Source organism: Paraburkholderia sp. SIMBA_053 (genome assembly GCF_046534895.1).
GTDB lineage: Bacteria > Pseudomonadota > Gammaproteobacteria > Burkholderiales > Burkholderiaceae > Paraburkholderia > Paraburkholderia caledonica.
Genome location: NZ_JAWRXU010000015.1, coordinates 49202 through 74913 on the forward strand (window position 1 = coordinate 49202; position 25712 = coordinate 74913).

Here is a 25712-nt window from a genome sequence, read left to right on the forward strand (position 1 = left end):
CACCGCCGCTGTCAAGCTCCAAGGGTAGCCGGGGTGGCAGCGTTCGTAGAAACCTTGCTCGCCGCTTCAAGTGCGCTCGCGATCGAGGCGCGGCGCGCCTCCTCACCGCGCCCGAGTCCTTCCGCGACGACGAATTGGATATCGGAGACGCCTATGAACGTGAATACCGAGCGAAGCAGGGTCTCGGCGTGTTCGAACGCCTGATACGGGGAGCCCTCGCTGTAAACGTTGCCGCGCGCCAGCGCGACGATCACGCGCTTGCCCTGGGCAAGACCGATCGGTCCGTTCTCGCCGCGTGCGAAGGTCTTGCCGCGCACGACGATATGATCGATCCAGGCCTTGAGCTGGGTGGGAACCGAAAAATTGTAGAAGCCCGCCCCGATTACCACGATGTCGGTGTTGAGGAACTGCTGCACGTCGTTGCCGGTGTCGAGCGCCATGAACGCGTCGAAGGAGAGATGGGGGAGCGGTTCGCGGGCAAGATCGCGATAGGTGACATTCACGGCGTCGTGTGTTTCGACGATCCGCTCGACAATGGCGGCGGAGAGCACGCGGCTCGCCGAGTTTGCGCCCATGATGCTGGAATCGAGATGAAGCAGGTTCACTTTTGGCCTCTGGTCTGGATTTGTGACCAGCCCTATGTTATGTAAGTGGAGGCGATCCGCCAAGAACGCATAATTTTAGGACCAGGTCACATGGATATGCCTGCCTCACCTGGCGTCAGCACCCAATGCCATAAGGTTGGCAAGGTGCTCGCCATCGTTGGCGACAAATGGACGGTGATGATCGTCAGGGTACTGATCGATCGGCCACGCCGCTTCAACGAGATCAAAAGGACCGTCGGCGGGATCTCGCAGCAGATGCTTACGCGCACCCTGAAGGCACTCGAGCGCGACGGCATGGTTAGCCGCACGGTCTACCCGACGGTGCCCCCGCAGGTCGAATATGCCCTGACGCCGCTCGGACAATCCCTCGCCGTGCCGGTTCGTGCGCTGGGTGCATGGGCGGGAGAGCATCTCGACGAGATCGAGAACAACCGGGCCCGCTATGATGAGGACAAACATGCTCGCGTCGATCGACGCGGGTCCGTGCAAGCCTGACGTCCGCCGGGGAAAGAGCGGTTCGCGTCGGTTCCGTAAGCCGCTGGTTCGAGCGTCCGAAGGTCTGCGCATCTGCCATCGTCCGCGCAGCCGTTACACTAGCTGCAAGCCGCATTGTCGATTGGGCGGCTTCTTCCTTTGCGGTTCCCGTTCTTTTATGAAGCGCCGGCCGTCAGCACCGCGAGCTTCGTCACGCCCGCATGCTCGATAGCTGACATCGCTTTTGCTACGGTGCCGTAAGGGACGCCTTCGTCGGCCTGTAGCGTGACAATCGCGTCGGCCTGATTCTGCGCAAGTTCGTGCATCGCCGAACCAAGCTGATCGAGGCTTCGGGCGTCACGATCCACGTAAAGCTGACCGTGACCGTCGATGCTCACGGTCACCGTCTTCGCGGCAGGCGCGGGGGCGGTCGCTTCGGTCTTCGGCAGGTTGATGTGCATGGCGTTGTTGAGCAGCGGTGCCGTGACGATAAAGGCGACCAGGAGCACCAGCATCACGTCAACGAGTGGTGTGATGTTGATTTCACTGAGCACGTCGTCGTTATCGGAAGAGGACGAGAAAGCCATTATGCAAGTGCCTCCGTGAGCGGTTGATTGACCGTGCCTTGCGTGCGTGGCACGCGGAAACCTGCCTTCTGCGCGAGCGTAACGAAATCGGTCGCGAATGCATCGAGGTCGGCCGCGCCACCTTTCACTCGACGGACATAGAAGTTGTAGCCGAGAACGGCGGGCACGGCCACGGCAATACCGATGCCTGTAGCGACGAGTGCTTCGCCAATTGGTCCGGCTACGACTGCGATGCTCGCTGATTGCGCATGCGAGATTGCGCTAAGCGCGTGAATAATGCCGAATACTGTGCCGAATAATCCGACGAACGGGGCTGTGCTGCCAATCGAAGCCAGTACCGCAAGACCCGCCTCAGCGCGGCGGCGCTCAGTCTGGATTTGCTGGCGCAGGTGCCGCTCTAACAGATCATGTCGGCTATAGCTATGTTCGAGGTCTTCCGCGCCGCTCTCGTCGGCGTCCGCCAGCGTGTCGAAACCAACGGCCGCGAGCCTGCCTAGCGGGCTGTCCGTACGCGTAAGCGCCGCTGCACTTGCGAAGCTGCGTGCCGCCCAGAACGCGCTGCCGTAGCGTCGGTTGCCCGCCGTCGCACGCGCGGCCTGAATGCCTTTCACGACGATCAACGTCCACGTGACGATCGAAAAGATGCCGAGCAGCCACAGTGCGCCCTGCACGATGAATTGTGTTGCCAAACCGTTCATGTTGAGTTCCTGAGTGTTGAAGGTATCGAGTCTATAAATCCACAGCTTCAAAGCCTGTTTTACTGTGACAGTCTGAAATCGATGGGCACTGTCACCCAGCCATCGACCGCCTCGTCGCCGCGTTTTGCAGGCACGAAACGCCAATGCTGCACGGCTTCGCGAGCAGCGTCGTCCAATATTCGGCGACCCGATCCCGTTTGTACGGCGACCGAATCGGGCGAACCATCGGCGAGAACATGTACACGCAGCAATAAGTGACCTTCCCAACCCTGATCCTGTGCGACCTGCGGATAGTCGGGAGCAGGGTTGTGCAGATAGGCGGCGTTGCCAATTGGTGCGGACGTTTGCGGTGCGTGGGTTTCCTGAGCCGGCGCTGAGGATGGCGGCGCGGCAGGTGCCGCAGTGGATTGTTGCGCACCGGATTGCTGCGTCGTTTGTTGTGCAGCAGGAGCTGGCGCGGCTGTTTGTGGCGCTGGCGCGTGATCCACGGGCCGCGCTGCTGCCGGTTTCACCAGCTTGGGCGGCTTTGCCTCGCTCGCAGGTTGTGGTTGAGGAGTAGCCACGGCAGGTGCCGCCTGTGGCAGCGCACGCGGCGCGCTTGTGAGCGTGACGGTCATCGGTAGGGGCTGTGGCGGCTTGGCCTCATGCGTTTGCAACGCATGCACTAGCCATACGATGGCGCTATGCACAGCAATGACGGCAATCGCTGTCAGAGCGAACGTGCCGCGTGCTCGCCGCGACGCACCAGCGGGATTCACGGCTCGTTGAACATGCAGTGTTTCGCTTGCGGTTGTCGAAATGGCGTGCGTTGAAGTGCGCGCTTGCACCGCGCGGCGCGCAGCGGCATAACGATGATTGACGGCGGCGTTCATTGCGCAGTTCCTGCCGGATTAACGATGAACCGAAAAGCGTCGAAGTGGATCGACATTTGACATTGGTTGAGTTTCATTGCGGTCCGTTCAGGGCAGTGCGCGAATCGCGAAATCGCGGATGGTCTGGCGCGATGCAGTCGAGCGGAACCCGAACCAGCCCGCGTCGGGCAATGGGCCCGCCGCCGCGAAGCACGGCCGGCCGTCGAGATAAAAGCGCGTACCGTTTGCATCGACAACGATGCGCACGTGGTAGGCATGATTGGCGCGCAGCAGCCACGGCGGCGCCGTATATTCGGCCAGCAGTGGGCGCGAAGACGTGCCGTTGTAATGGCGGAAACGTGTCGTCGTGTTGTCGTTTCCACCCACACCTGCGTAATACAGGTCGAGCGTGTCATAGTCGGAAAAACGCCCCGATCCGCCGAACGGCGCTGTTCGCTGTTGCGCCTGCGTTTTGCTCGCAATCCAGAATTGGTTCATGTCCGAGACGCGATCATGCGGACCGCCCGCATCGAGCACGGTGCGCGTGAAGGTGATTTCATAGTGTCCCGTGAGACGCTGGTTTAACCACACCGTGAGCCCGCGCGCACTATCGAGCACGAGTGCATGCGATTGTGCATAGACTGGCTGCGTATCGTCAGGTTGCCCCTTGCTTTGTGTGGACCGTTCGGCTTCGACAATCCAGCGCCGCGTATCGAGCGAAGTGAAACCGTCCTTAAGGATCATGTGCTGCGCAGCGTGCAACGGCGCAGCGGCCAGCAGCGCAAGCGCCGTGATTAAAGAATTGCGCACGAATAGATTCCGTCACATTGTGTACAGGTTGTCGGACCGGCCGCTTTGCCTTCAATTGCGGCTCCCACCAACCATGTGCGACGAGACGCGCAAACCGTCAGCGCATTTGAAAAAACTAGCTGAACACGCTCAAATAGTCGCCAACTCGGGTCAGTTCGACGGGGGCGTTGTCGGCAACCTGCGTGAGTGCGCGCGGAATATCGCCGAGCAGGAATACACCGCTTACGCGCACTTCTACCGCCGATCCCGTCACATGGATCAAGCCGGTGTCATATCGGTTAAAAACATCAACAAGCGCCGGCAGCGGCAGGTTATCGGCGACAAAGATGCCGCGCGTCCATGCGCTCACCATGTCGAATGACTGCGCGAGCCGGTGCGCACCAGTGGCAGAGAATATGACGCTTTCACCAGCGGCGACCCGTATCGGTTTGCGCTCGGGCAGTGACAACGCCGCATTTCCCGTGCCGACAGCCAGCACGCCATGATGGTAAATGCGCCCGATATTCAGTGTGCCCCCGGCTGTCTCGATGACCCCATGAGCGGTTTCGATGCGGCGCGACGCACCTGCACGAGATTCGGGCATGCTGATAAGCACCTGTCCTGCCGAGACGCGCAGCGATAGATCGTCATGTGCCGCCGTGCGATAGATGCGACTGCCCGCATCAATTGTCATGCGCGAGCCATCGGCAAGGCTGACCGTGCGCCTCTCACCAATGTCGGAGCGCCAGTCAGCATCGAGCCCAAGACGATGTACGCCGTCGCGCACCGCGACAAACCCAAGCACAGCGGCCATGCCACCAAAACCCGCGCGCAACAGTTTGCGGCGTTTTTCCGAAGGCACACGCAGCGCGTCGGCCACGGCGGCACGTTCTATCGCAGCCGTCGGGCGTATGCGCGCAAGCCGTGCCTGCAACGCTTCCCATGCGCGCGCATTCGTCTCGTCACTGCGCCATGCTTCGAAGCGGGCTTGTTCACGCGCGGTTATGCCTTTTTCGCGCAATCGGACTTCCCATTCGATTGCCGCCAGTTCCGATGCACGTTCGTTATTGCCGGTCATGTGATCTGGCAACAGAGCGCGAGCGCCTGAGCGATGTATTTTCGCACCATGCTCACGGATACGCCGAGTCGCGCCGCGATATCGGCGTATTTCATGTCTTCGAATTGACTCAGGATAAATGCTTCGCGTGCTCGCGCGGACAACTGCTGCAAGGCCGCGTCGATCAGCAAGATTTCCTGCACTGCTTCGAGCGCAACTTCGGGAGCCGGAGCAAGGGGCTCCGGCGCTGATGCGAGCCGTGCCAGGTAGGCGCGTTCAATGTCGCGCCGCCGCCAGTGCTCGAACGTCAACCGTCGTGCGATGGTGGTGAGTAGTGCGCGCGGTTGCCGGATCGCACTCACGTCGGGATAACCGGCGAGTTCGGTGAAGGCACTCGCGGCCAGATCTTCGGCGTCGGTACTCGAACCTACGAGACGGTGCATGCAGCCTGTGAGCCAGCTATAACTGCGGCGGAATTCGTCGGCGAGAAAGCGCTCGCGCAAGCACGCCCGGTTGACGAGCGCATCAGTATCGGCGGCGCGGCCAGCGGGCAGGCTTTGAGGTTGGATCGCCATAACGCATCGAGGAAGAGGTATGCAAAGGCTGGACCCGCGATTCTAAAGGGAGCTTGAGGGTTGCCAAAGCTCGGTTTGTTGGATCGTTATGAGGTTTGGTGTGCTGCGCAACCCACAAATAAAAAGTCGTAAAAAAGCCGTGCGATCTGGCATTGTCCGCTGACGCTTTTGCTTGCACGTTGCACATGTCCACCGTGCGAAACGCACTGACATTTCGAACGATTCAGGACCGGCAAAGCAATCAGGACAACGACAGGTATAACGTGAAACGACCACGCACTACTGCGCGTACCCGCGCGCCACAAGGACCGTTGCGCACACCGAGCGCGCTTGCGGCTACGCTCTTTTTTATCGCAAACGCTGCGCTCGCACAGACAACGCAGACATTTCACCTTGCGGCACAGCCGCTTAATCGAACGCTGTTGTCCATCGCGGCGCAAAGCGGTGTGCCACTCAGTTATGATCCGAAACTGGTGGAGCACATTGTGGCCGCGCCCGTAAGCGGCACACTCAGCGCACAGGACGCGATCACTCAAGCGCTCAAGGGAACCGGGCTCGAAGTCGTGACGACAAACGGGCAGGCGCTGGCTGTGCGTCGTGTGCAGCCGGCTGCGACGGAGGATGACAGCCCAAAAGCTAGCCGGCCACTTCGGCCGGCTCCTGCGTCCGCGAACGTCGCCGACAAGACGACGCAACTTGGCACCGTGACGGTGAGCGCGGCACGCTCGCGTCGGGACGATCCGCAGCGCGCGCCCACTTCAAGCTACCGGGTGACGGGTACGGAAATGCAGCAGCAGCGCATTACGTCGCTGGCGGACCTACAGCAGATCGTGCCGGGACTGAACGTACAGACGACCGATCCGTCCGATGTGCAGGTTACGATCCGGGGCATTGGCGACGGCGGCGGGCAGATGAGCGGCGAGCAAAACATCGGCATGCCGAGCAGCGTGGCCGTTTATCTTGACAATGTTTATCTGCCACGTCCCGGCATGCTTGGCGGCGCGCTCTCCTACGTTGATTACGTCGATGTGCTGAGCGGCGCGCAAGGCACGCTGTTCGGCGCAAATTCGACTGGCGGTGTGATCGACATTCATACACCGTTGCCGAGTTTCAAGCTCACAGGGGCGGAAAGTCTGTCGATCGCCGAACGCGGCACGGTGATGAATCATGCGATGCTGTCTGGTCCGATTTCGGATACCGTGGCAGGACGCATCGACTACGTGCATAGCAGCACCAACGGCGACGTGACCAACATCACCAACGGCAATACGCTCAACGGTAATTCGAGCAACAACGTGCGTGGGCAGTTGCTGATTAAACCGAACAGTCAACTCAGCGTGCGCCTGAGCGCCGACTACGACAACGAGAACGGGACGCCCACGCCAGTTACGTATGCGTCAAACTCGGTGAACGGCGTCAACAGTTTTCTTACCCATTCGCGGCGGGTAGGTAACAACGTGGTTTATGGTGGCAACGATCACCTTGTCGCGCTGGACGACGAAAACAGCTTCCATCTTGTGCAGGGCGGCACCTCCGCCGAAGTGAATTACCGCTTTGACAACGGCTATAACCTGCGTTCGATAAGTTCGTACCGTTATTTCAGCTATGTGCCTTCCACAGCCGACAGCCTGAGCGTCCCGATCTATGCGAACAGCGGCACGCAATTTCTTGACCGGTCATGGTTGCAGGATTTCCGCCTCGATTCTCCGCACGGTAAGTATTTCGATTTCGCGGTTGGTGCGACCTATATGGGTGAGAACCAGTCGACGCAGGCATTCACGCGTTACGCCCATAGCAACTTGCCCAACCTTTACTACGATTCCAGTATCTATAACGGCCTCACCGTTATTCGTGACGGTACACTCCACGACGAAATGTGGTCGGGTTTCGGGCAAGGCACATTTCACGCGACGCCGCGCCTTGATATCACTGCGGGTCTGCGTCTGACCTACAACAAGACGGGCGGTCAGTTCGTCCGCTACAACAAGCAGCCGTTTAATTCCGGCTACCTGGTTCAGGAAAACACGCTGCCATCGGCAACGCTGAATTTCAAATACCTGCTTACGCGTGACGTTTCCAGTTATCTTGCACTGTCATACGGCGAGAAGGCAGGTGGCCTCAACGTTTCGTCGGGTGCGGCTGCAAAAGAGGGCATCGATTCGCTCGTGATCCAGCCTGAGCGTACGAAAAGCGCAGAATTGGGTATCAAGGGCACGCTGCTCGACGGCACGTTGAATGCGAAGGCCGACGTATTTCTCACCTACGTCAGCGATTTTCAGACGCAGGGCTACGACCCGACGACGCAATCGACATATCTGACGAACGCGGGTACCTTTCGCTCGCGCGGCGCGGAATTTTCGTTGCAATACACACCTGACGATCATTTGCTGCTGCAAGCATCGGCTGTCTATAACGATGCGCGTTATCTGAACTATCGCCCGGCAATTTGCCCGCCAGAAGTCACGCTTGGACCGGCTGGCTCGTCGGCGATTTGTGATCTGTCCGGCCATCAGGTCTTCAACGCGCCGAAATTCACTTTCAATGCGACGGCGCGCTATACGTGGCATTCGCCCAATGGCTTGACATCGTTTGTGAGCGCCCGCTATTCGTATCGCACGTGGGCGTTTGGCACCGTTGATGATTCGGCGTTCACGCGCATCCCCGGATACGGTCTGGTGGCGCTTTCGGCCGGAACGGGCGGCAAGTTCAGCCGTGGCGAGTGGACCGCATCGGTCTGGGTAAATAACCTGTTCGACAAGACCTACTACCGGCGTCTGGTCGAAAGCGACTACGGCTCGGTAATCGGCTGGATCGGCGAGCCGCGCACCATTGGCGGCACGCTCACGTATAAGTTCTAAGGTTGTAAAGCGTTCGTGACCGGCTCGGGCCTTGATGCAGATGCTTCAAGGTCCGAGCCTTATCGGGCTCCGGAACGCAAACCCTTAGTGGGCCCCGGAAGCGGCGGTTGCGCGGGTGACTTCCACCGCGAATACATAGACGGGTCCGAGCATGTTCGAACGGAAGATCAGATATTTGCCGTCAGGGGTGAAGTGAACGTTCGGTTCTAGCCGGTAATTGTGTTTCGACATGTTGACCACACGTTCGGCCTTGAAGCGCCCCGGTTGGATCAGATTTTCCCCGAGGCTGTGATCGTCTTTAACAAGCTCAGGATGAAAGAGATAAATCCATTGCGCGCCGGGCGCGTTGCTACCGTCACCCGCGAACAGCGTGCCGTCTGCCGAACGCGTGAAATGAATTGACGACTCCTGCTGGTCGTAGTGATACCAGACCCGTTTGCCGTTTTCAACGTTGTAGCTGGCCACGAACGCATCCACGTTTTCGGGAAAGTGCAGGTCGTACCAGATATTTCCGTTGGCGTCCCACCACTGATGTCCGCTGCCTTGCATTGCCATGATTCGCGGATCGATGTGCTTGTTGCCAGACCCGTCGGTACGAATCGTCCAGAGTTTATCGACCTGTTGCCATGCGCCTTGATGCGCATACATCAGGAGCGTTGGGTCAGTGGGTGAGAACTGCAAGTGGTCGATCCAGTCGGTGCTTGCGAGAATGGCCTTTGTGCTGCCGGTTTTCAGATCGACAGTGAACACAATCATCGGCAACCGCTGGGCCAGACGCCGAGCCATTTTCTGTTCCTTGTTGAGCGGTTCTGCAACCCAGCCCAGCGGCGTCGCGTCACCGGCCTGACGACCGTTGAAATCCTCGCCGTCGCCAACTATGTAGCTGCCTACGCCCAGCGTTTCGTCGGCGTTAATCGAGAACACTCCCGCGCGACGTGGCAGGTCAGCTATCTTGTGCTGTTTGCCCGTATTGATATCGGCCGACCATAGCGACGCGTATTTCGGATCGTCTGGCGAGCCCTTGAAATAGTAGACCGTGGGCGTCCTGCGTCCTACGACGACCGCGCCCGGACCGCCTCCTACCGGACCTTTCACTAGCGACCGCGACGTGAATGTCGTTAGATCGAGCACGCCTATGCCGTGATCGGCGGTCGTGTAGACCATCTGTTTGCCGTCTGGCGTGAATGCGTTGATGTTGAAGTAAAGGCTGGCCGAGCCGGGCTCATCGGTCAGCCGAATAACGCGGTGGCCGGTATCAGGATCGATCCAGCTCTTCGGTACCGGCGCTTCAGTTGCTGTGGCAACGGTACATGCTGCGACCAAAGCGATGCCCGAGAGGAAACGGTGTAACCGTAATGGGAACGTCATCATAGGGATTTCGAAGAAGGGTGAAATTCGAAGAAGGGTGAGTAACCCGCGCACAGTGACAGGCCACTCGATCAACATGTGCAATGGGGAGCGAAAAGCGTCAGCGCGCCGCCTCGACCTGTCGCCTGCTGTACCAAATCGAAACCGGCCGTGTGGCCGGTTTTTGTTTACGGGCACCGTATGCCTGTGCCAGCGGTATGCGAGGCCCCGAAGTACAGGCCAACGCGCGGGAGCCTGTCAGACGGCCTCGATTTCAGTCTGTTCGATGGTTACTTCGTCGGACGAGGAAACAACCCCAGCAGCGTCGATCCCGAGCGCACGGTAGGCCCGACATGAAGTGGAACGTAGTCACTGAACTCTCAGCAGCAGCGTTCGAGAAAGGGTATCCGTCGGCTGATCCCGTTGACGCGGCTTAGCTCAGATATTTCCACGTTTTTTTGCAGTAGCCCGTACGCAGAGACACGCCAGTGTCCTTCGCAATCTGTCCCGGCGAAGGACCCGTTTTGAAGTTAGTCTGCGACGGTGCCAACACACTCGTTCAGATGCTTGAACACTCGGGAATGATTTGCGATAGTGATCCCTTGAGCGCATTGAGCGATTAGATGCACCGGATCTGGTCAAGCATGCAGGCGATGGAGAACGCGTGACGTATGCATATACCTAACGTTCGCTAGCCTGGTCGCTTAAGCTATAATGCCTTAGGTCAATATGCCACTTTCCTGTATGGAGGCGAAGGTCGTGAAGAACGAGGCGAGCCCGAACTCGAAAGAGAAAATCCTTACCGCTGCTACGAGCCTCGCCCAGACGCACGGCTATAACGGGCTGAACTATCGCGACCTCGCCGAAGCGGTAGGTATCAAGGCCGCGAGCATCTACCATCATTTCGGGAGCAAGGCGGATCTCGGCGCGGCTGTCGCGAGGCGATACTGGCAGGATTCTTCGGCAGCGCTGGATGACATGCTGGAAAAGTCTGGGGATCCATTGCACTGTCTGCGCCACTATCCCGATACTTTCCGAAAAGCGCTGGAGAGCGGCAACCGTATATGTCTTTGCAGTTTCATGGCTGCTGAAACTGACGACCTTCCGGAAGTCGTGATGAACGAAGTCCGGACGTTCGCCGACGTGAATGTGGCTTGGCTGAGCAAGGTACTTTCCGCGGCGGGTTTGGTCGGAGCCCGCGAGAGCAAGCCCCGGGCGCGGGCCATCTTTGCCTCGATTGCCGGCGCTCAGCTTATTGCCAGGAGCCGTGCCGATCTTGCACTCTATGACGCCCTAATCAACAGCTATCGAAAAGCAGGTCTTTTGCCAGCCTAGGAATGCCGGGGGCGGTTGAGCGTGAAGCGGAAAACGTCCGGGAAGCGCCCCCGCGGGATCGTGTGGCGCTGACAATGATCCGGAAGATCACCGATAAAAAGGCCGCCCGCCTGCGTGTCAGCAAGGAGCGAAACCGCGATGACTGGCTCGATTGCGTGCCGGGCGACCGCACGGGTGTGACATGCTCATCCATCATACGCATGTCCATGGAGGATCGGGAGTTGATGGTGCCTCGGCGAGTGTGGCTTACTGACCCAGTTGTGTCCGACGCCACTCCTCGTCGATTGCTCGACGGTTTCAGGGAAGTTGCGCGGCGGCTCCATGCCGCCGCCCGCGAGGGCGGCGTCAGTGCCACCGGCGCGGTCACGGCTCCGCGACCCTGCAACGCGCGTCGACCACTGGACATTCCTTTCACCATCGCCGCAGTGGTGCGTCCCCAATTATGACCCGCACGCTGCCTGCCTCCGGGCTACCTGTGCGCATCCTCGTCGAATTCGTGGGTATCCGAGGACGCCGGCAGCAGCGTTTGAAAAGGGCGGGCGCAGGGAGGAGGGTGGCCGAGCCCATAAAGTAAGCAACCGGAACGGACGCGCCCAGTAAGGTTCGGAAGTCCTTTGGAAATTCGCCAAATTTGTATAAACTCAAATTTAACCCGCATTTCTTTGAGTTTATTGTGAAAAGAACCCTTCACGCTGACCTCCTTCCTTTCGAGGCTGAGGAGGTCGTCAGCTCCCTCGGCGAGACTGTGGCCCTTGCTCGTCGGGCGAGGGAATGGACCCAGTCTGACCTTGCTTCAAAAATGGGGACAAGTGTCAATACAGTAGTCAACATTGAGAAAGGGAGACCTTCCGTTGGATTTGGTCAGGTGCTCACTGCCCTATGGGTATTGGATCTCCTGGGGGGACTTCGCGACGCTCTGCGCCCTGAGGAAGTCCCGGACATAAAACGGGCGGCAATCAACCGCTTCAAGCGCGGCGGGAGACGTGGCCATGGCTGAGCAGGTACGTCCGGTTTGGGTGTGGCTCCCCGGCTCAGTGTCGCCTGTTGAGTGCGGGACCTTTTCCTGGGAGCCCGGGTTCGGAAAGTTCGCCTACTTGGCCGATTATCTCGAGCGAAAGGGTGAGGCTATTCCGATTGACCCCATAAACCTGCCGTTTACGAGGTCGAAAAAACCGGCTACTACCAGCGCGATGAATGGCGTATTCGGGATATTGCGGGACGCGGCGCCGGAGGGCTTTGGTCTTGACCTGTTGAACGCGAAGCACGGTAACAGGACGCTCAACGAGATAGAGCGAATGGATCTTGCCACCGGAGATGGCGTGGGTGCGATCGAAGTGTGCCGCCCCGACGAGCTCGAAAAGAAGATCTCCTTCGTCCCGCCGTCCGAGGAAGAACTCAGAAGCCGACTGGCCAAGACGGATATCGGTGAGTCAATCACCGGTCTTGTGCGGCAGTTGACGGGTGACGACGATGGCACCAGCCTCGGCGGCGAAAAGCCGAAGCTAACGGTCTCGCGCCAGATCGATGGTAAGACTGAGTGGTGGATCGCGAAATTGCAGCCCCGCAACGGCGCACGCCTTTTACCGGCACGAGAGTACGTTGCGATGAGGCTCGCGCAGCGCTGCAAAATCGACGTTGCAGAGGTGAAGTTTGAGCGCGTTGGCGCGCATGAAGTGGTATTGGTCAAGCGTTTTGATCGGGAGGTCATCAACGGCTGCGTCGCGCGCACGTTCTTCGCAAGCGCCGCGACGGTGTTGCGCCTGGATAGTGATACTACGCGAGAAAGTCCCGACCGTTCTTATCCCAAGCTTGCTCATGAGTTACGGCGATGGTCCGCTGATCATCGACATCAAGGGGCTGACGATCAGCAACAGGAACTGTGGCGCAGAATGGCGTTCAATGCCCTAGTGGGTAACTATGACGATCACCCGCGAAATCATGGGTTGCTCTATCGGAATGGCAGGTGGGTGCTCTCGCCAGCGTACGATATCGTTGCCATTCCTCAAACACCGCTAGTCCAGGCGATGATGGTAAGCAGGCACAGCCGTGTTGCCTCCCCGGAGAATCTGGTTTTGGACGCGCCGGTTTTTGCTTATGATCACGCTCAGGCGTGGGAAACGCTTCGCGACATGGCGAGTACGGTTCACACGTCCTGGCGTGCGTTGTTTCACGACGAGTGCAATCTTGGGGAAGACGATCTTGAGCAGCTGCGCCCTGCGTTCAGGCTTGCCGAAGGCATCGCGACCGGTGACATGTCGGTGGATCCTGAGATGTTCAATCATAAGCGCCGGCGCGCAGTGGTACGACCATAAAGGCATCCTCTGCGAGTGACGTACCGCGCTTGCAGTCTGGCAAAACCGTCCTGCGCTATATGCAGAAACTGGTGAACAGACGCTCCGTCTTCTGTAAAAAATAGGCCCAAACGACAGAGGTACATACAGTGGGGCCTGACGACGGCTGCCGTGTATGAGCGTCAGTGGATCCAGCGCAACCATAGCCGGCTGAATTCGTAAGATTGCGCATCGGAGACCGCTGCTTCGGTGCGAGAGGGCTCTCTCCTCAATCACGAAACGCTGATACGGCCACCGCCGCCGCGCCGAAAAACGCTGCAGCAATTACGCCGAAGCTGACGGCATAGCCCATCACAAGCGAGCCTGCCGCCTGCAACACGATCGACACAGCGGCCACACCCAGCAGCGATCCGATCTGCCGGCTTGCATTGAGCGTGGCTGCCGCGATGTTCGAATGGGACGATCCTGCACTCTGCATCACTGCGAGATTCATGGCAGGAATCGCCTCACCCGCGCCGAGGTTCGCCAGACCGACGCAGCACAGGATCATCCAGTACGGCATCGTCCCAATTAGCAAAAGCGCCAGTGACGCGAGTGCTGCAAGCACTACGCCACCGAGCAATCCATGTCGCGCGCCGAATATGTGGCTCACCCGCGCAGACAGGAGATTGCCCATCGCAAACAGCAGCATGAGCGGCGACAGTTGCAATCCTACCTCCAGGGGCGGCAGACCGCGTTGATGCTGCAAATACAGGCTCAACAAAAACAGCGCACCGATCACCGCAAAGTTGATCAGCAGGCCAATCGTCGTGCCACCCATGAAGGCGGGGCTTTCGATCAACGCGTGTGGAAAGATCCTGTGCTGCCCGTTCCGTTCGAGCAAGACGAACGCGAGAGCCGCCACGACGGCGGCTATGCCGCTACCGAAAATCGCCGGTGCTCCCCAACCTGAGCCCGGCGCCTCGATTAGCGCATAGCTCAAAGACGCGAGCGCGATTGCGCCGCAGCAATGTCCCGGCAAGTTCAGCGGTGCCAGCAAGCGTGGCGAAGGAGCGACGTAGCGGCCGGTGAGCCACAGGCCCGCGATGCCAATCGGCAGGTTGACCCAGAAAATACAGCGCCAGCCGAACTGCGCGATCAGTACGCCGCCGCACAGCGGACCGAGTGCCATCGCTGTGGAGACGAGCGCGCCCCAGATGCCGATCATTTTGCGGCGACGCGCCCCCGCAGGAAAAGCTTCGGTCAGCAGGCTCAACGAACTCGGCATGAAGAGCGCCGCACCGGCGCCTTGCAGCAGACGCGCGCAGAGGAGCATGGCGGGCGTGATCGCGAAGCCGCAGAGCAGCGAAGCGACCACGAATGTGGCGAGACCACTTTGATAGACGGCCTTGGCGCCGATCCGGTTGGCGAAAGCGCCGCCGAGCAGCAGTAACGCGGCGAAGCTCAGCGTGTAAGCGTCGACGACCCACACCAGCGCGGTGAACGACATCGACAGGCTGATCTGCATCGGTTTCAGCGCGACGTTGACGATCGTGACGTCGAGCATCGCCATGACGAAGCCGGCGGCTACCGCGACGAGCGTCATTGCGCCGCCGCGTTCGCTTATCGGTATGCCGGCGGCCGTCTGCGCGGCGCTAGCCAACGGCGCTGCAGCGGACTCTGGCGGGCGGTTGCTGAGAATGGTCTGGGTTGGATCCATGGGTGTTGCTCTACGCGGCTGGTTCGATGATCGCCGGGTTCGGTGAACCATAAAGTAGTCGATCGCCGCGGCGTCGGCGAGCGAGAAATAAATAATATTTTTGCGGTGCAACGTCGTCACAAGTCTTTGCTATTTGATATAAGCAATTGATATTTATAGAAATTTGCATCAATCGATCAGCTTGACTATTGCGTTGCAACTTATTTTTTTACGCACTAGTGTGCACACTTATGTGCGCAGAGAAGCGTTCCATTTCCCTGAACCCCTTCGATCGAGGTCGATGATGAAGCTGAATCAATGGCGGTCCGCAGTCGCATTGGTAATACTCGCAGGTGCAGTTCACGCGCAGGCAGAAGTCAGCATCGGCGCGGTGTTGCCGTTGACCGGTTCGAGTGCATCGATTGGCGAAGATCAGCGCCGCGGAATCGAACTGGCGGTCGAGAGGATCAACGCGCAGGGCGGCGTGATGGGGCAGAAGCTTGACGTGCGCATCGAAGATTCCGGCGGAACGGCGAATACCGCGCTCGACGCAGCACGCAAGCTTGTGAGCGTCGACAAGGTGCCGGTTGTGCTTGGCGAGTTCTCGTCGGGCATCACGATTCCGATGGGCCAGTACGTCGTGAAGCAGGGCGGTGTGCACGTGAACATCGGTTCGTCGAGTCCTGCCGTGCGCAAGGTGGGGGCAGGCTCGTTTAGCGTGATCGGCCTCGACGACCTGTCGGCACGTTTCGCTGCGCAGGACATGTACGACCTGAAGATGCGCAAGATTGCGTTGATCGTGCCGAACAATTCATACGGGCAGGGCATCGCGACCGAGTTCAGGAAGCGCTTTGCCACCCTCGGTGGAACGATTGTGTCGGAGGTTCTTTACACGGAAGGGCAGTCGACGTATCGCCGGGAACTGCAGCAGATGAGCCGCGCCGCACCCGACGGTTTCGTCTATAGCGCCTACGGCCAGGAAGCGGCGACGATCAATCGCGAGGCCTACGAACTCGGCCTGAGCAAGAAGCCGTGGTATGGCATTTATCTGACGATGTGTACGAGCGACACGCCTGCACAGGTCGCGCAGGGACAATTGGGTATCGAGGTTGCGTCGGTCGGCAATAACGGCAAGTTCTACGAGGACGCTTATGAAAAGGCCTATAAGCAGTCTGTGAAATCGTCGTTTGGCAGCTATGCGTATGACGCGACGATGCTGTCGGCCGCGGCGATCAACAAGGCGCAATCGCTGGATCCGGAAAAAGTGAAGGCCGCGATGGCTGATGTCGGCAAGTCCTGGAGCGGTGCCACGGGCGCTATTGCATTCGACGCAGACGGCCAGCGTGAACAGCAACCCTACGAGAAGGTGAAGTACGACAAGACCGTCGTGGCGCGCTGAAGACGCCTTCAAGACACCTTCATCAACGCTCGTACAAGGGGCTGAACATGCTGCAATTCCTGATCGACGTTCTGCTTCGCTCGGCCGACCTGTTGCTGGTGTCGGTGGGCTTATCGACGCTGTATTCCCTCGTGCGCTTCCCGAACATCGCCCACGTGCAATATGCGATGCTCGGCGCGTTCATCACGCTCGGCTGTCAGCGCGCCGGCATGCCGTTCGCGGTGGCGCTAGGCGTATCGTGTCTGGTGCTCGGCACGTTCGCGGTGCTGTTGAACCAGTTCGTCTTCGCCCGCTTGTTGCAGCGGGGCAGCGCCAACGCAATGATCGGCTCGCTCGCGGTGTCGATGATCATCGTGGCGGTCGTGCTGGCCTGTGCCGGTTCCAGCCCCCTGCACTATGCATTCGAGGTCAGCGCGCCGCTGATGATCGCCGGGGTGCCGCTGGCCGGCGCGCAACTCGCGTCGATTGGCTGTGGCGTCGCAGTGCTAGCGCTCTTCAGTGCGTTGCTGTTTCGCACCAACCTGGGCCGCTCAATGCGCGCTCTGGCGTCGAACCGGCCCCTCGCGCTCGCAACCGGTATCGATGTGAATCGCGTCACGGCCATCGTGACGTTTGCGAGCGGCGCGCTCGCCGCGCTCGGCGGCACGATGCTGGGACTCACCGAAGAGGTCCATCTGAATCTCGGCAATGGTCTGTTGCTGCCGGTCTTTGCCGCGGCGATTCTCGGTGGACTCGGCAATCCACTCGGTGCGGCGGCTGGTGCGTTGCTGATCGCACTGGCCGAAACGCTCGTCACCAACATCGATTTCGGTTTCCTGTTCGGACGCGAGTTGGTGTTTCTGCCGGTGACGTATATCAGTGCCGCTTCGTTCGCAGTGCTGCTTGTCGCGCTGTTGGTGCGCCCGTATGGACTCTTCGACAGGGAGGTGCGTCGTGTCTAGTTTCATCGTTCATTTCGTGACGATTGCCAGCATCTATGCCTTGATGGCGTTAGGTCTGAATCTGCAGGCCGGATACGCGGGCCTCGTCAATTTCGGCTTTGTCGCGTTCGCCGGGCTGGGGGCGTACGCCGCCGGTATCGTGTCGAACGCCGGATTGCCGCAGGGCGTCGGACTCCTGGCGGCGGTCGCTTCGGCGTGCGTGCTGGCCGTGGTGATCGCGAGGCTCGGGCGCAATTTGTCGTCGGACTATTGGGGTATCGCAACGCTCGCACTGGCCGAAATTCTCCGCACCATTGCGCTCAACGAAGGCTGGCTGACCGGCGGTGCGCAAGGCATCGGCGGCATCGCCGCACTGTTTCCGACGCCAGCCGGTGCGCAGGGCGACTGGGCGTTTCTGGCGCTGGTCGCGGTGTGCCTGCTGCTGTGTTACGGCGCGTCGCGCCGACTGGCCGGCGCACGATTCGGCCGTGCGTTGAAGCTGATGCGCGAAGAGCCCGCGCTCGCCACCGCGTTCGGCTATGACCTGATTGCGCTCAAGACGCGAGCGTCGGTCGCCGCTGCGGTTCCGGCCGCGCTGGCGGGCGCATTACTGACTTGGTACACAAGTTTCGTCGGTCCGGATTCGATGCTGGCCTCCGAGACCTTTCTGATCTGGACGATGGTGATGATCGGCGGACTCGGCAACGGGCTGGGCGTAATCTGCGGCGCTTTCGTCGTGCAGGCGGTGTACTCGTCGGTGCCGTTCCTGAAAGACGCATTGGGGATCGGCAGCGACATGGCGGGTGCGGTGCGGCTTGGGATCGTCGGCGTGTTGTTGCTGGCATGCATGATCTGGCGTCCGCGCGGGTTGCTGCCGGAACGTCTCGGAGTGGCGCAATGAACTGGCTCATACCCCCTCTTCTCGAAGTGAGAAACGTCTCGAAAGCGTTCGGCGGCAATCAGGTCTTGAGCGGCATGAGTCTTCAGGTGCAGACGGGCGAGATTGTCGGCTTGCTGGGACCGAACGGCTCGGGCAAAAGCACCTTGCTCAATGCGATCACGGGTTTTACGTCTTGCGATGGCGGCGAAATTCTCCTCGACCGTGCACGCATCGACCGGCTCGGCGCCAGCGCCATCGCACGGCTGGGTGTGCGCCGCACGTTCCAACTACCGGCGATGCCGGCCCGCATGACGGTGCTCGAGGTGGCCATGGCCGCCTCAATCGCGCAGCATGGCCCGCTCGCCGCCTTGCTGCGCTTGCGACCGGCGCGCGAGCTCGAAGCCCGCACGCGGGAGCGGGCCACGGCCTTACTCGACGATTTGTTATTGACCAAAGTAGCCAATCTCTCAGCCGCCTCACTCTCCGGGGGCCAGAAAAAGCTGCTCGGTATTGCCTGCGCGATGATGAGTGAACCGCGTGTGTTGCTACTCGACGAGCCGACGGCCGGCGTTCATCCCAACTTGCGCAACGACCTGGTCACCCAGTTGAAACGGATTCGGCAGGCGGGCGTGACGCTGATCGTTGTGGAGCACGACATGCATTTCATCCGCGATTTGTGCACGCGTTGCGTCGTGCTGGACCGCGGCAACCTGATCGCCAATTGCGCGCCGTCGGAGCTGGAGCAAAGCGAGCGCGTGCTCGAAGCGTATCTCGGCGGCTCGCGTAACGCGCACCGTCTTGCGGAGGCATCGTGATCGAACTTCAATCAATCACGGCCGGCTACACGCGCGACGTCGATATTCTGCGCGGCATCACGATGTCGGTCGGCCCAACCGAGATCGTCACGATTCTCGGCCCCAACGGCTGCGGCAAGTCGACGTTGTTGAAGTCGATAGCCGGTTTTGTGATTCCGCGCGAAGGCCGAGTGATGATCGCGGGTGAGGATCTGACCCGCGTGCCGGTGCATCACAAGGTCCGCGCTCATGGCGTGGGTTTTGTGCCGCAAACCGACAACGTGTTCGGTGCACTGAGCGTCCGCGAGAACCTGCTGCTGGGCGGCCAGTTCCTCTCGACCCGCGAACGCGATGGCCGGATCGAGCAACTCTGCGCGCTTTACCCCGTACTCAAACAGCGCTATCTGGCGATGGCCGGCGCACTGTCCGGCGGCGAACGCCAGTTGCTGTCGCTCGCGCGTGCGCTCATGCCGCGTCCACGCCTGCTGTTGCTCGACGAGCCGTCCGCAGGACTCTCGCCGCGGATGGTCGGCGAAGTCTTCGACGCCATTGTGCGCACCCGCGACAGTGAACACATTGCTGTCGTGATGGTGGAGCAGAACGCAGTCGAAGCACTGCGTATCGCCGATCGCGCCTACGTGCTGGCGATGGGCGAGATCGCGCTGCAAGGACGCGCGTCCGATCTGCTGGCGAGCGACGACATGCGCAGTCTCTATCTCGGCGGTCGCGCCGCCGCCTGATTACCCGAAGCCCATTACGTTTACTACGGAGCCACACATGCAGATCAAGCGCTTTCAAGCGGGTGCACGAATGAGTCAACTGGTCGTCTTCGGCAATCTCGGCTTCATGGCCGGTCAGGTTGCGGACGACACGAGCCTTGATGTCAAAGGCCAGACGGCGCAGATTCTCTCCAGGATCGACCGTCTGCTCGAAGAGGCGGGTTCGGACAAGACGAAGATTCTCTCGGCCAATATCTGGCTGGCCGATTACCGCTCCTTCGCCGAGATGAACGAGGTGTGGGACGCATGGGTGCCGAAGGACGACGCGCCGGCTCGTGCCTGTGTCGAATCGAAACTCGCGTTCCCGCAATACACGGTTGAAATCGCGGTCATCGCGGCAGTCTAGGGAGGTATCGATGAAGACGGTCGTACTAGGAGGCGGCATCGTCGGCACGACGACGGCGTATTTTCTGGCGAGCTCGGGCGAGGAGGTGACGGTCGTGGACCGTCAGCCCGGCGTCGCGCTCGAAACCAGCTTTGCGAATGCGGGGCTCGTCGCGCCCGGACACTCATATACGTGGGCGTCGCCGCGCGCACCGAAAATCATGTTGAAGTCGCTGTATAGCGAGGGGCAGGCGTTGCGCCTGAAGTTGCACCCAGACTGGCGCATGTGGGCCTGGTGCTGGCAGTTCCTGCAGAACTGCACGGCGGAAAAGTCGCGGCTCAACACGTCGCGCAAGGTGCGGTTGTGTCGATATTCGCAGGCGCAACTGCAGGCTGTGACCACGGCGGAAAACCTGGCCTACGACCGGATCAGCCGCGGGCTGCTGTATGTGTACCGCGATCAGGCTTCGTTTGAACGCGGCGTCGCCAATATGGCGATTCTCGCCGAGAACGGTTTGCCGCTTGAAACATTGGACCGCCAGGCGACCATCGCACGCGAACCAGCCTTGACTGCGTCGGGCGACAAACTGGCGGGCGCGATTTATTGCCCGAGCGATGAGAGCGGCGACGCGCATCTGTTCACCAAAGCGCTTTACGAACGTTGCGTGCAACTCGGTGTGACCTTCCAGTTCGACACCGCGATCAAGCATCTCAGTGCGAGTGCCGATCGCGTCGATTACGTCGAGACGTCGCGCGGACGTCTGAGCGCGGATCGCTATGTGCTTGCACTCGGTTCGTTCTCGCCATTCGTGGCGCGGCAGCTCGGCTATCGGCTGCCGGTGTATCCGGTAAAGGGCTATTCGGTGACGCTGCCGATCGAAGCGGGCAATACGCCGCCGGATGTCGGCGGGGTAGACGAGAACAACCTGACCGCCTGGGCGCGCTTCGGCAACCGGTTGCGCTTTACGGCGACCGCTGAATTCGCGGGATTCGACACGCGGCACACGCCGGAAGATTTCCGGCACATGTTGCAGGCCGCGCGCGACCTGTTTCCCAACGGTGCGAATTACGAGCGGCCATCATACTGGGCCGGTCTGCGTCCCATGACGCCCGAAGGCACGCCGATCATCGGGAGCACCGCGCATCGAAATTTCTATTTGAACACCGGACACGGGCATATGGGCTGGACCATGTCGTGCGGTACCGCCCGACTGCTTACCGACCTCATGCAGGGACGTGAACCGGAACTCGATCTCACAGGACTGACGCTGCCATGAACTCAATCGATACGCTCGACAGTTATATGCGGTTGGACTTCTCGCTGGATGAAGGCATCGCACGGCGCGCTGCAATCGGTCTGATTGTGCTCGCAACGGATCACACCATCGAGCATGAGTGGCGCAAGCTGCTCGCAATCGACGGCGTGGCGTTCTACGAGAGCCGCGTGTTCAACTCGGCAGATATCTCGCCGCAAACGCTCGCCGAAATGGAGGGGCGAATCGGGACCGGCGTCGCGCTGATCCGTCCCGGCGAACGCATCGACGTGGTCGCATTTGGTTGTACGTCGGCTTCGATGGTGATCGGCGAGGAGACGGTGTTCGAGCGCATCCGCGAAGTGCGGCCGGGCGTGCCGTGCACGACGCCGATCACCGCCGCACGGGTTGGCTTCGAGACGCTTGGCGTAAAACGGATTGCGCTGCTGACGCCGTATGTGCGCGAGATCAACGAGTCGATGGCGGCGTATCTTGGCGCGCGCGGCATCGACGTCGTCGTGATGGGATCATTCGAGCACGGCAACGACAACGAAGTGGCGCGCATTGACGAAGCGTCGCTGCGGCGCGCGGTGTCGGAGGTCGGCAAACGTGACGACGTAGAGGCCGTGTTCGTGTCGTGCACGAGTCTGCGCCTCGCCGCGGCGGTTGCTGATATCGAGGCGCAGATCGGCAAGCCGGTTACTTCGAGCAATCACGCGATGGCCTGGCATGCGTTGCGCCTCGCAGGCGTGGCTGATTCATTACCTCAGTTTGGGCGTTTGTTCACCATGTAAGCGGGGCAAGGGAGGCGGGTCGGTGTGCAGCCAGCGGGCGCGGTAAGATAGCGGCCTGAGTGCGACGACGATACGAGGTTGACGGAGACATGGCCCGCTACACTTCCCTGATTCGCGAGGACCGCCCGCGCGTACGCGAAACGAGTGCACCGAAGCGCGCAGGGCTGACTGTCAACGATCTGTACGAGCAGTTAAAGCAGATTGCCGTGTTGTACACCATCCGCCCTGGTGAGCGGGTGAACGAACTCGAACTGGCCGAGCGCTTCAACGTGAGCCGTACGCCTTTGCGTGAAGCGCTCAACCGGCTGGTCGCGGAAAACCTGTTGAGCTTTGTGCCCAACCGCGGTTTTTATGTCCGCCAACTGGACCGGCAGGACGTGTTCGATCTTTATGAACTGCGCCGCAGTATTGAAGCGGCAGCGATTGTGCTGGCTGCCGAGCGCGCCGACGACAAGGACATCAAGGCGCTTCGCAAATTCTGGAAGGACGTCCTGAAGATCAAGGGCAAAGTGCCGGCGGATGAACTCGTCGCCAAGGACGAGGAGTTTCACGCTCGCCTGGTTGCACTATCGGGCAACAACGAGATGGTCCGCTCCTTGTATAGCATCAATGCGCGGATTCATTTTGTGCGCTGGGTGGATCTGCAGGAACGCGGGCACGACGCGTTCGCAGAACACCTCGAGATTCTCGATGCGATTGAGGCGCGTGACAGCGCCCGTTGCCGGGAGCTGGTTGAGACTCACATCACATGGCGGATGGAGGAGATCACGAAGGTGGTAGAGGCGGGGGTCATCAGGCTGTTTGCCCGTTAGACTTCGACGCGTTGGAACGGCGCCGTCTCCAATGTCATTGGATAGGCACTACGCGCCTGAACCAAATGGAGCGTTTCCCGTTGGGATCTGTCCGCGTTGGCTTCTGAATGCATAAGCATCACAGGTTAATCCGTCATGCTTTCCTGTTCCAGATCCGCGTAAGCAGGGCGGTGGCTCTGACGCGGCACCTCTTCGTGAAGCGCATCTCGCCGCGGCGCGTGCGTGAAGGGCGCTTCATTCGCGAGGCGATCGAAACCGCTGTCGCGCGCAAAGCCGCGGAGCACATCACCGACGAACAGCTTAAGCTCCTTGCCGACAATATCCGCGATCAACGCGTCGCCGCCAGAGCCAACGGTACCGCTGCCTTTCTTGCACTCGACGAAGCGTTCCATTTCACGATTGCACACCATCGACTGCGGCGCGGCGTGGGAAGCCATTCAGGACATCAAGGCGCAGATGGATCGCGTGCGATCTGAGTCTGCCGGATGATTCGCCGCTGGATCATCTAATCAAACAGCATGCGAAGATTTTTTGCCGCGTTGCGCGCACGATCCGGTCGCAGCCGAGGACGCAATGCGCGCGCATCTGCGAGAAATTCTGGTCACACTTGGACCGATTGCGGCGCGCAATCCGAACTGGTTCGAAGCGAACGAGGTCGAGACCGTTCCGTTGTCTGACTGATTCGTGCCTGCGCTGGACCGACGCGGCGAGCGCCATGCCGCCTTCATGTGTTTGGCCTTCTTTGGCAACGGTTCAGGGGACAGTCACGCGATCCGCGTGCCCTAAGAGTGGGATCTTCGATACTGCTGCAACGGCTTCGATAGCCGCCGAGTCCAAGGAAAATCTCAGCCCGCGCATTAATTGCTATTTTGATCAGTTTTGATTTTCGCAATGTCCGGGAGCTGTCATGAGAGCACGTAAGTGCACCCTGCCAGCCTTGAGAGCGGCTGTGCGTCCATTGCACCCGTAGGGATAGGAACTGCGACGCTCGAAAGCTCGGGGCGCGAATCTCAGTCCGTATTAAAGCGTTACCGTGGCGACGGTGATTTCGTCACAATTCGGCTGACGCCCGGTCTGTGCCAACGGGCTCGCGCCAAGAAGTAGCGGTGGCACGCACATGCGCCGCCGTCTACGTGCTTCCGGTGTCGACCCAACTCGGCCGTTCGAGTCAGCACGCTCCAAACGGCCGCTCCCGAGAAAGAACAGCCGTCCACGAATCGACTCGCAGCAACGCAAAAGCATCGAGAAGTCCAGCCAGGTTCGGGCGACGCGATTCCTCAGCGCTTGATCAGCATCGAAAGCACTGCGCTTGCTGCGCAAAGCCCTGCGACAATCGGAAAGATGATCGACGTATGGCCGGTGGCATCGATAATGTGGCCGATAACCGGTTCGCCGATGCCAGCGAACATGTACGACATGGTGTTTAGCACACCTGTTGCTGTCCCCGCAGCGCGGCGCCCGAAAATATCAGGACACAAGGCCCAGAAAGACGACGCCGGGCCGAAGACAAAAAAGCCGCACAAAAACAGAAGCACGATCGCAAACATACTACCGTGCGGCACGAACATCATGAAGATTGCCGTCGCACAGGCCAGCACCATGTACCAGACGATCGCCATATAGCGGCGCCCTTGAAACAATACGTCGGATATCCAGCTATTCGACAGCGAGCCGAGCGCCATGCCTACCGGTAACGCGACCGTGATCCATTTCGGGTCGATCAGCGCCGATGAAGTCTTCCAGTCCATGCCGAGAAAATGGACCGGCACCCAGACCACCAACGCGTACCGGGCGGCGTTCTGGAAACCGATTGCGAGACCCGTGATGTAGAGCCTCCAGTTCTTCATCACAAGCGCGTATCGCTGCGAGCTCGTCAACTCATCCTCCGACTCCGCCAGAGAGGTTGCCTCTTCCGATTTTTCAGCAGCCGGCAGATGCAGAGCCTCCGGTCGTTCAGAAACAAATAGCAACAACACCAGTGCGCCCAGCAGCATGGAAAGCGGCGCGAGACGGAATATCCAGACCCAGCCGAGTTGCATCGTACCCAGAATGATGACCGGAAAAACGTAAGCGAGCACCGAAGAGAATCCGGAGAAGCCCACATAAACGCCATAGACAAAACCGCGATGTTTGTGATCCCACCAGTTGGATAGCAGGCGGCTGCCAGGCGCGAAACCCATCGACTGAAAATAACCGTTGAGCCCCCACGCCACCAGAAAAAACAGGAATGTGTGACCGAAACTAAATAGCCAGTTCGCCGCAAGTGAGAGGACAGCCCCGGCGATCATCATCGTCTTGCCACCCAGCTTGTCACCCAGATTGCCGTTGATGAACTGGCCGCCGGCATAGCACCAGAGCATGGTCGCGCTGATCCAGCCAATCTCGTACTTCGATAGACCGTAGTCGTGCTGAATACCGGCAACGGCAAAACCCAGCGTCTGTCGGCCGGTGTAGTAGAACAGGTAGCAAAAGGTCACGCCGATCAACGCACGCCACTTATATTGCGCGAACGTCGTGCTCCTTTTGATGGACGTGTATTGCAACGCATCAGGCGTATCTGTGGGCATTACTGTCTCCATGGGGCGCGCGGTCTTTGCCGCGCTAACCGTTTT

General features: G+C 60.0%; 25 protein-coding genes and 2 pseudogenes. 16 read left to right on the forward strand and 11 right to left on the reverse strand.

Annotated features, from left to right (window positions below; all coding sequences use genetic code 11):
* Nucleotides 1-11 precede the first annotated feature (11 nt).
* Nucleotides 12-605 carry an FMN-dependent NADH-azoreductase gene (locus SB753_RS29540; RefSeq protein WP_410803314.1) on the reverse strand — a complete coding sequence of 198 codons (594 nt, stop codon included), beginning with the start codon at nt 603-605 and terminating at the stop codon, nt 12-14.
* A gap of 90 nt (nt 606-695) precedes the next feature.
* Here SB753_RS29540 and SB753_RS29545 point away from each other — a divergent pair, with 90 nt between their 5' ends.
* The gene (locus tag SB753_RS29545; RefSeq protein ID WP_249471007.1) at nt 696-1100 is read left to right on the forward strand and encodes a winged helix-turn-helix transcriptional regulator; all 405 of its coding nucleotides are present in this window, start codon (nt 696-698) and stop codon (nt 1098-1100) included.
* A 155-nt stretch (nt 1101-1255) separates the two neighbouring features.
* On the opposite strand, the gene SB753_RS29550 is transcribed toward SB753_RS29545, so the two are convergent.
* From SB753_RS29550 to SB753_RS29580, 7 genes and pseudogenes are all read right to left on the reverse strand, one after another.
* On the reverse strand, nt 1256-1666 hold the full coding sequence (locus SB753_RS29550) for an ExbD/TolR family protein (protein WP_410803316.1): 411 nt from the start codon (nt 1664-1666) through the stop codon (nt 1256-1258).
* Nucleotides 1666-2364 (reverse strand): MotA/TolQ/ExbB proton channel family protein, encoded by a 699-nt coding sequence (locus SB753_RS29555; protein ID WP_410803318.1) that lies wholly within the window; start codon nt 2362-2364, stop codon nt 1666-1668. The genes SB753_RS29550 and SB753_RS29555 overlap by 1 nt, the downstream gene beginning before the upstream one ends.
* A 59-nt stretch (nt 2365-2423) precedes the next feature.
* Nucleotides 2424-3236 (reverse strand): TonB family protein, encoded by an 813-nt coding sequence (locus SB753_RS29560; protein WP_410803320.1) that lies wholly within the window; start codon nt 3234-3236, stop codon nt 2424-2426.
* Nucleotides 3237-3323: 87 nt separating this feature from the next.
* Nucleotides 3324-4025, reverse strand: a complete 702-nt coding sequence (locus tag SB753_RS29565; protein ID WP_410803322.1) for a DUF6250 domain-containing protein — start codon at nt 4023-4025, stop codon at nt 3324-3326.
* A gap of 115 nt (nt 4026-4140) precedes the next feature.
* Entirely contained in the window at nt 4141-4884 is a 744-nt protein-coding gene (locus tag SB753_RS29570; RefSeq protein ID WP_410803456.1) for a FecR family protein, read from the reverse strand.
* A gap of 57 nt (nt 4885-4941) precedes the next feature.
* Nucleotides 4942-5082 (reverse strand): annotated as a pseudogene (locus SB753_RS29575) (FecR/PupR family sigma factor regulator); the annotation flags it as partial.
* Nucleotides 5079-5636: a sigma-70 family RNA polymerase sigma factor gene (locus SB753_RS29580; protein WP_410803324.1), complete on the reverse strand. Its 558-nt coding sequence runs from the start codon at nt 5634-5636 to the stop codon at nt 5079-5081. The pseudogene SB753_RS29575 and the gene SB753_RS29580, both read right to left, overlap by 4 nt.
* A gap of 263 nt (nt 5637-5899) precedes the next feature.
* Between SB753_RS29580 and SB753_RS29585 the strand changes: the two genes are divergently transcribed.
* Nucleotides 5900-8494 (forward strand): TonB-dependent receptor domain-containing protein, encoded by a 2595-nt coding sequence (locus SB753_RS29585; protein WP_410803326.1) that lies wholly within the window; start codon nt 5900-5902, stop codon nt 8492-8494.
* Nucleotides 8495-8578: 84 nt separating this feature from the next.
* On the opposite strand, the gene SB753_RS29590 is transcribed toward SB753_RS29585, so the two are convergent.
* On the reverse strand, nt 8579-9940 hold the full coding sequence (locus tag SB753_RS29590) for an oligogalacturonate lyase family protein (protein ID WP_410803328.1): 1362 nt from the start codon (nt 9938-9940) through the stop codon (nt 8579-8581).
* A gap of 660 nt (nt 9941-10600) precedes the next feature.
* Here SB753_RS29590 and SB753_RS29595 point away from each other — a divergent pair.
* The 4 genes from SB753_RS29595 (at nt 10601) to SB753_RS29610 (ending at nt 13488) form a co-directional block, all read left to right on the forward strand.
* Nucleotides 10601-11176 (forward strand): TetR/AcrR family transcriptional regulator, encoded by a 576-nt coding sequence (locus SB753_RS29595; RefSeq protein WP_410803330.1) that lies wholly within the window; start codon nt 10601-10603, stop codon nt 11174-11176.
* Between the two features lie 74 nt (nt 11177-11250).
* Nucleotides 11251-11622, forward strand: a complete 372-nt coding sequence (locus tag SB753_RS29600; protein WP_410803332.1) for a hypothetical protein — start codon at nt 11251-11253, stop codon at nt 11620-11622.
* Between the two features lie 299 nt (nt 11623-11921).
* Nucleotides 11922-12173 (forward strand): helix-turn-helix domain-containing protein, encoded by a 252-nt coding sequence (locus SB753_RS29605; protein ID WP_410803458.1) that lies wholly within the window; start codon nt 11922-11924, stop codon nt 12171-12173.
* Complete coding sequence (locus SB753_RS29610) at nt 12166-13488, forward strand: type II toxin-antitoxin system HipA family toxin (RefSeq protein ID WP_410803334.1); 1323 nt, start codon at nt 12166-12168, stop codon at nt 13486-13488. The genes SB753_RS29605 and SB753_RS29610 overlap by 8 nt, the downstream gene beginning before the upstream one ends.
* 247 nt (nt 13489-13735) lie before the next feature.
* Here the strand turns inward: SB753_RS29610 and SB753_RS29615 are convergent, their stop codons facing one another.
* Nucleotides 13736-15166 carry an MFS transporter gene (locus tag SB753_RS29615; protein ID WP_410803335.1) on the reverse strand — a complete coding sequence of 477 codons (1431 nt, stop codon included), beginning with the start codon at nt 15164-15166 and terminating at the stop codon, nt 13736-13738.
* A gap of 283 nt (nt 15167-15449) precedes the next feature.
* Between SB753_RS29615 and SB753_RS29620 the strand changes: the two genes are divergently transcribed.
* The 10 genes and pseudogenes from SB753_RS29620 to SB753_RS29665 form a co-directional block, all read left to right on the forward strand.
* Nucleotides 15450-16544 (forward strand): ABC transporter substrate-binding protein, encoded by a 1095-nt coding sequence (locus SB753_RS29620; protein WP_410803460.1) that lies wholly within the window; start codon nt 15450-15452, stop codon nt 16542-16544.
* 47 nt (nt 16545-16591) lie between these two features.
* Nucleotides 16592-17485 (forward strand): branched-chain amino acid ABC transporter permease, encoded by an 894-nt coding sequence (locus SB753_RS29625; protein WP_410803337.1) that lies wholly within the window; start codon nt 16592-16594, stop codon nt 17483-17485.
* Nucleotides 17478-18365, forward strand: coding sequence for a branched-chain amino acid ABC transporter permease (locus SB753_RS29630; protein ID WP_410803339.1), 888 nt, complete (start codon nt 17478-17480; stop codon nt 18363-18365). The genes SB753_RS29625 and SB753_RS29630 overlap by 8 nt, the downstream gene beginning before the upstream one ends.
* Before the next feature lie 8 nt (nt 18366-18373).
* Nucleotides 18374-19159 carry an ABC transporter ATP-binding protein gene (locus SB753_RS29635; protein WP_410803462.1) on the forward strand — a complete coding sequence of 262 codons (786 nt, stop codon included), beginning with the start codon at nt 18374-18376 and terminating at the stop codon, nt 19157-19159.
* Nucleotides 19156-19878, forward strand: a complete 723-nt coding sequence (locus SB753_RS29640; RefSeq protein WP_410803341.1) for an ABC transporter ATP-binding protein — start codon at nt 19156-19158, stop codon at nt 19876-19878. Before SB753_RS29635 ends, SB753_RS29640 begins: the two co-directional genes overlap by 4 nt.
* A gap of 37 nt (nt 19879-19915) precedes the next feature.
* Entirely contained in the window at nt 19916-20263 is a 348-nt protein-coding gene (locus tag SB753_RS29645; RefSeq protein WP_410803343.1) for a RidA family protein, read from the forward strand.
* A 10-nt stretch (nt 20264-20273) separates the two neighbouring features.
* Nucleotides 20274-21518, forward strand: coding sequence for a D-amino acid dehydrogenase (locus SB753_RS29650; protein ID WP_410803345.1), 1245 nt, complete (start codon nt 20274-20276; stop codon nt 21516-21518).
* On the forward strand, nt 21515-22288 hold the full coding sequence (locus tag SB753_RS29655) for an Asp/Glu racemase (RefSeq protein ID WP_410803347.1): 774 nt from the start codon (nt 21515-21517) through the stop codon (nt 22286-22288). The genes SB753_RS29650 and SB753_RS29655 overlap by 4 nt, the downstream gene beginning before the upstream one ends.
* An 89-nt stretch (nt 22289-22377) precedes the next feature.
* A complete protein-coding gene (locus SB753_RS29660) occupies nt 22378-23100 on the forward strand; it encodes a GntR family transcriptional regulator (RefSeq protein ID WP_410803349.1) in 723 nt (240 codons plus the stop codon).
* A 182-nt stretch (nt 23101-23282) separates the two neighbouring features.
* Nucleotides 23283-23781: pseudogene (locus tag SB753_RS29665) on the forward strand (GntR family transcriptional regulator); the annotation flags it as partial.
* Between the two features lie 596 nt (nt 23782-24377).
* Here SB753_RS29665 and SB753_RS29670 read toward each other — a convergent pair.
* Nucleotides 24378-25667 (reverse strand): MFS transporter, encoded by a 1290-nt coding sequence (locus tag SB753_RS29670; protein WP_225031838.1) that lies wholly within the window; start codon nt 25665-25667, stop codon nt 24378-24380.
* Nucleotides 25668-25712: the final 45 nt, after the last annotated feature.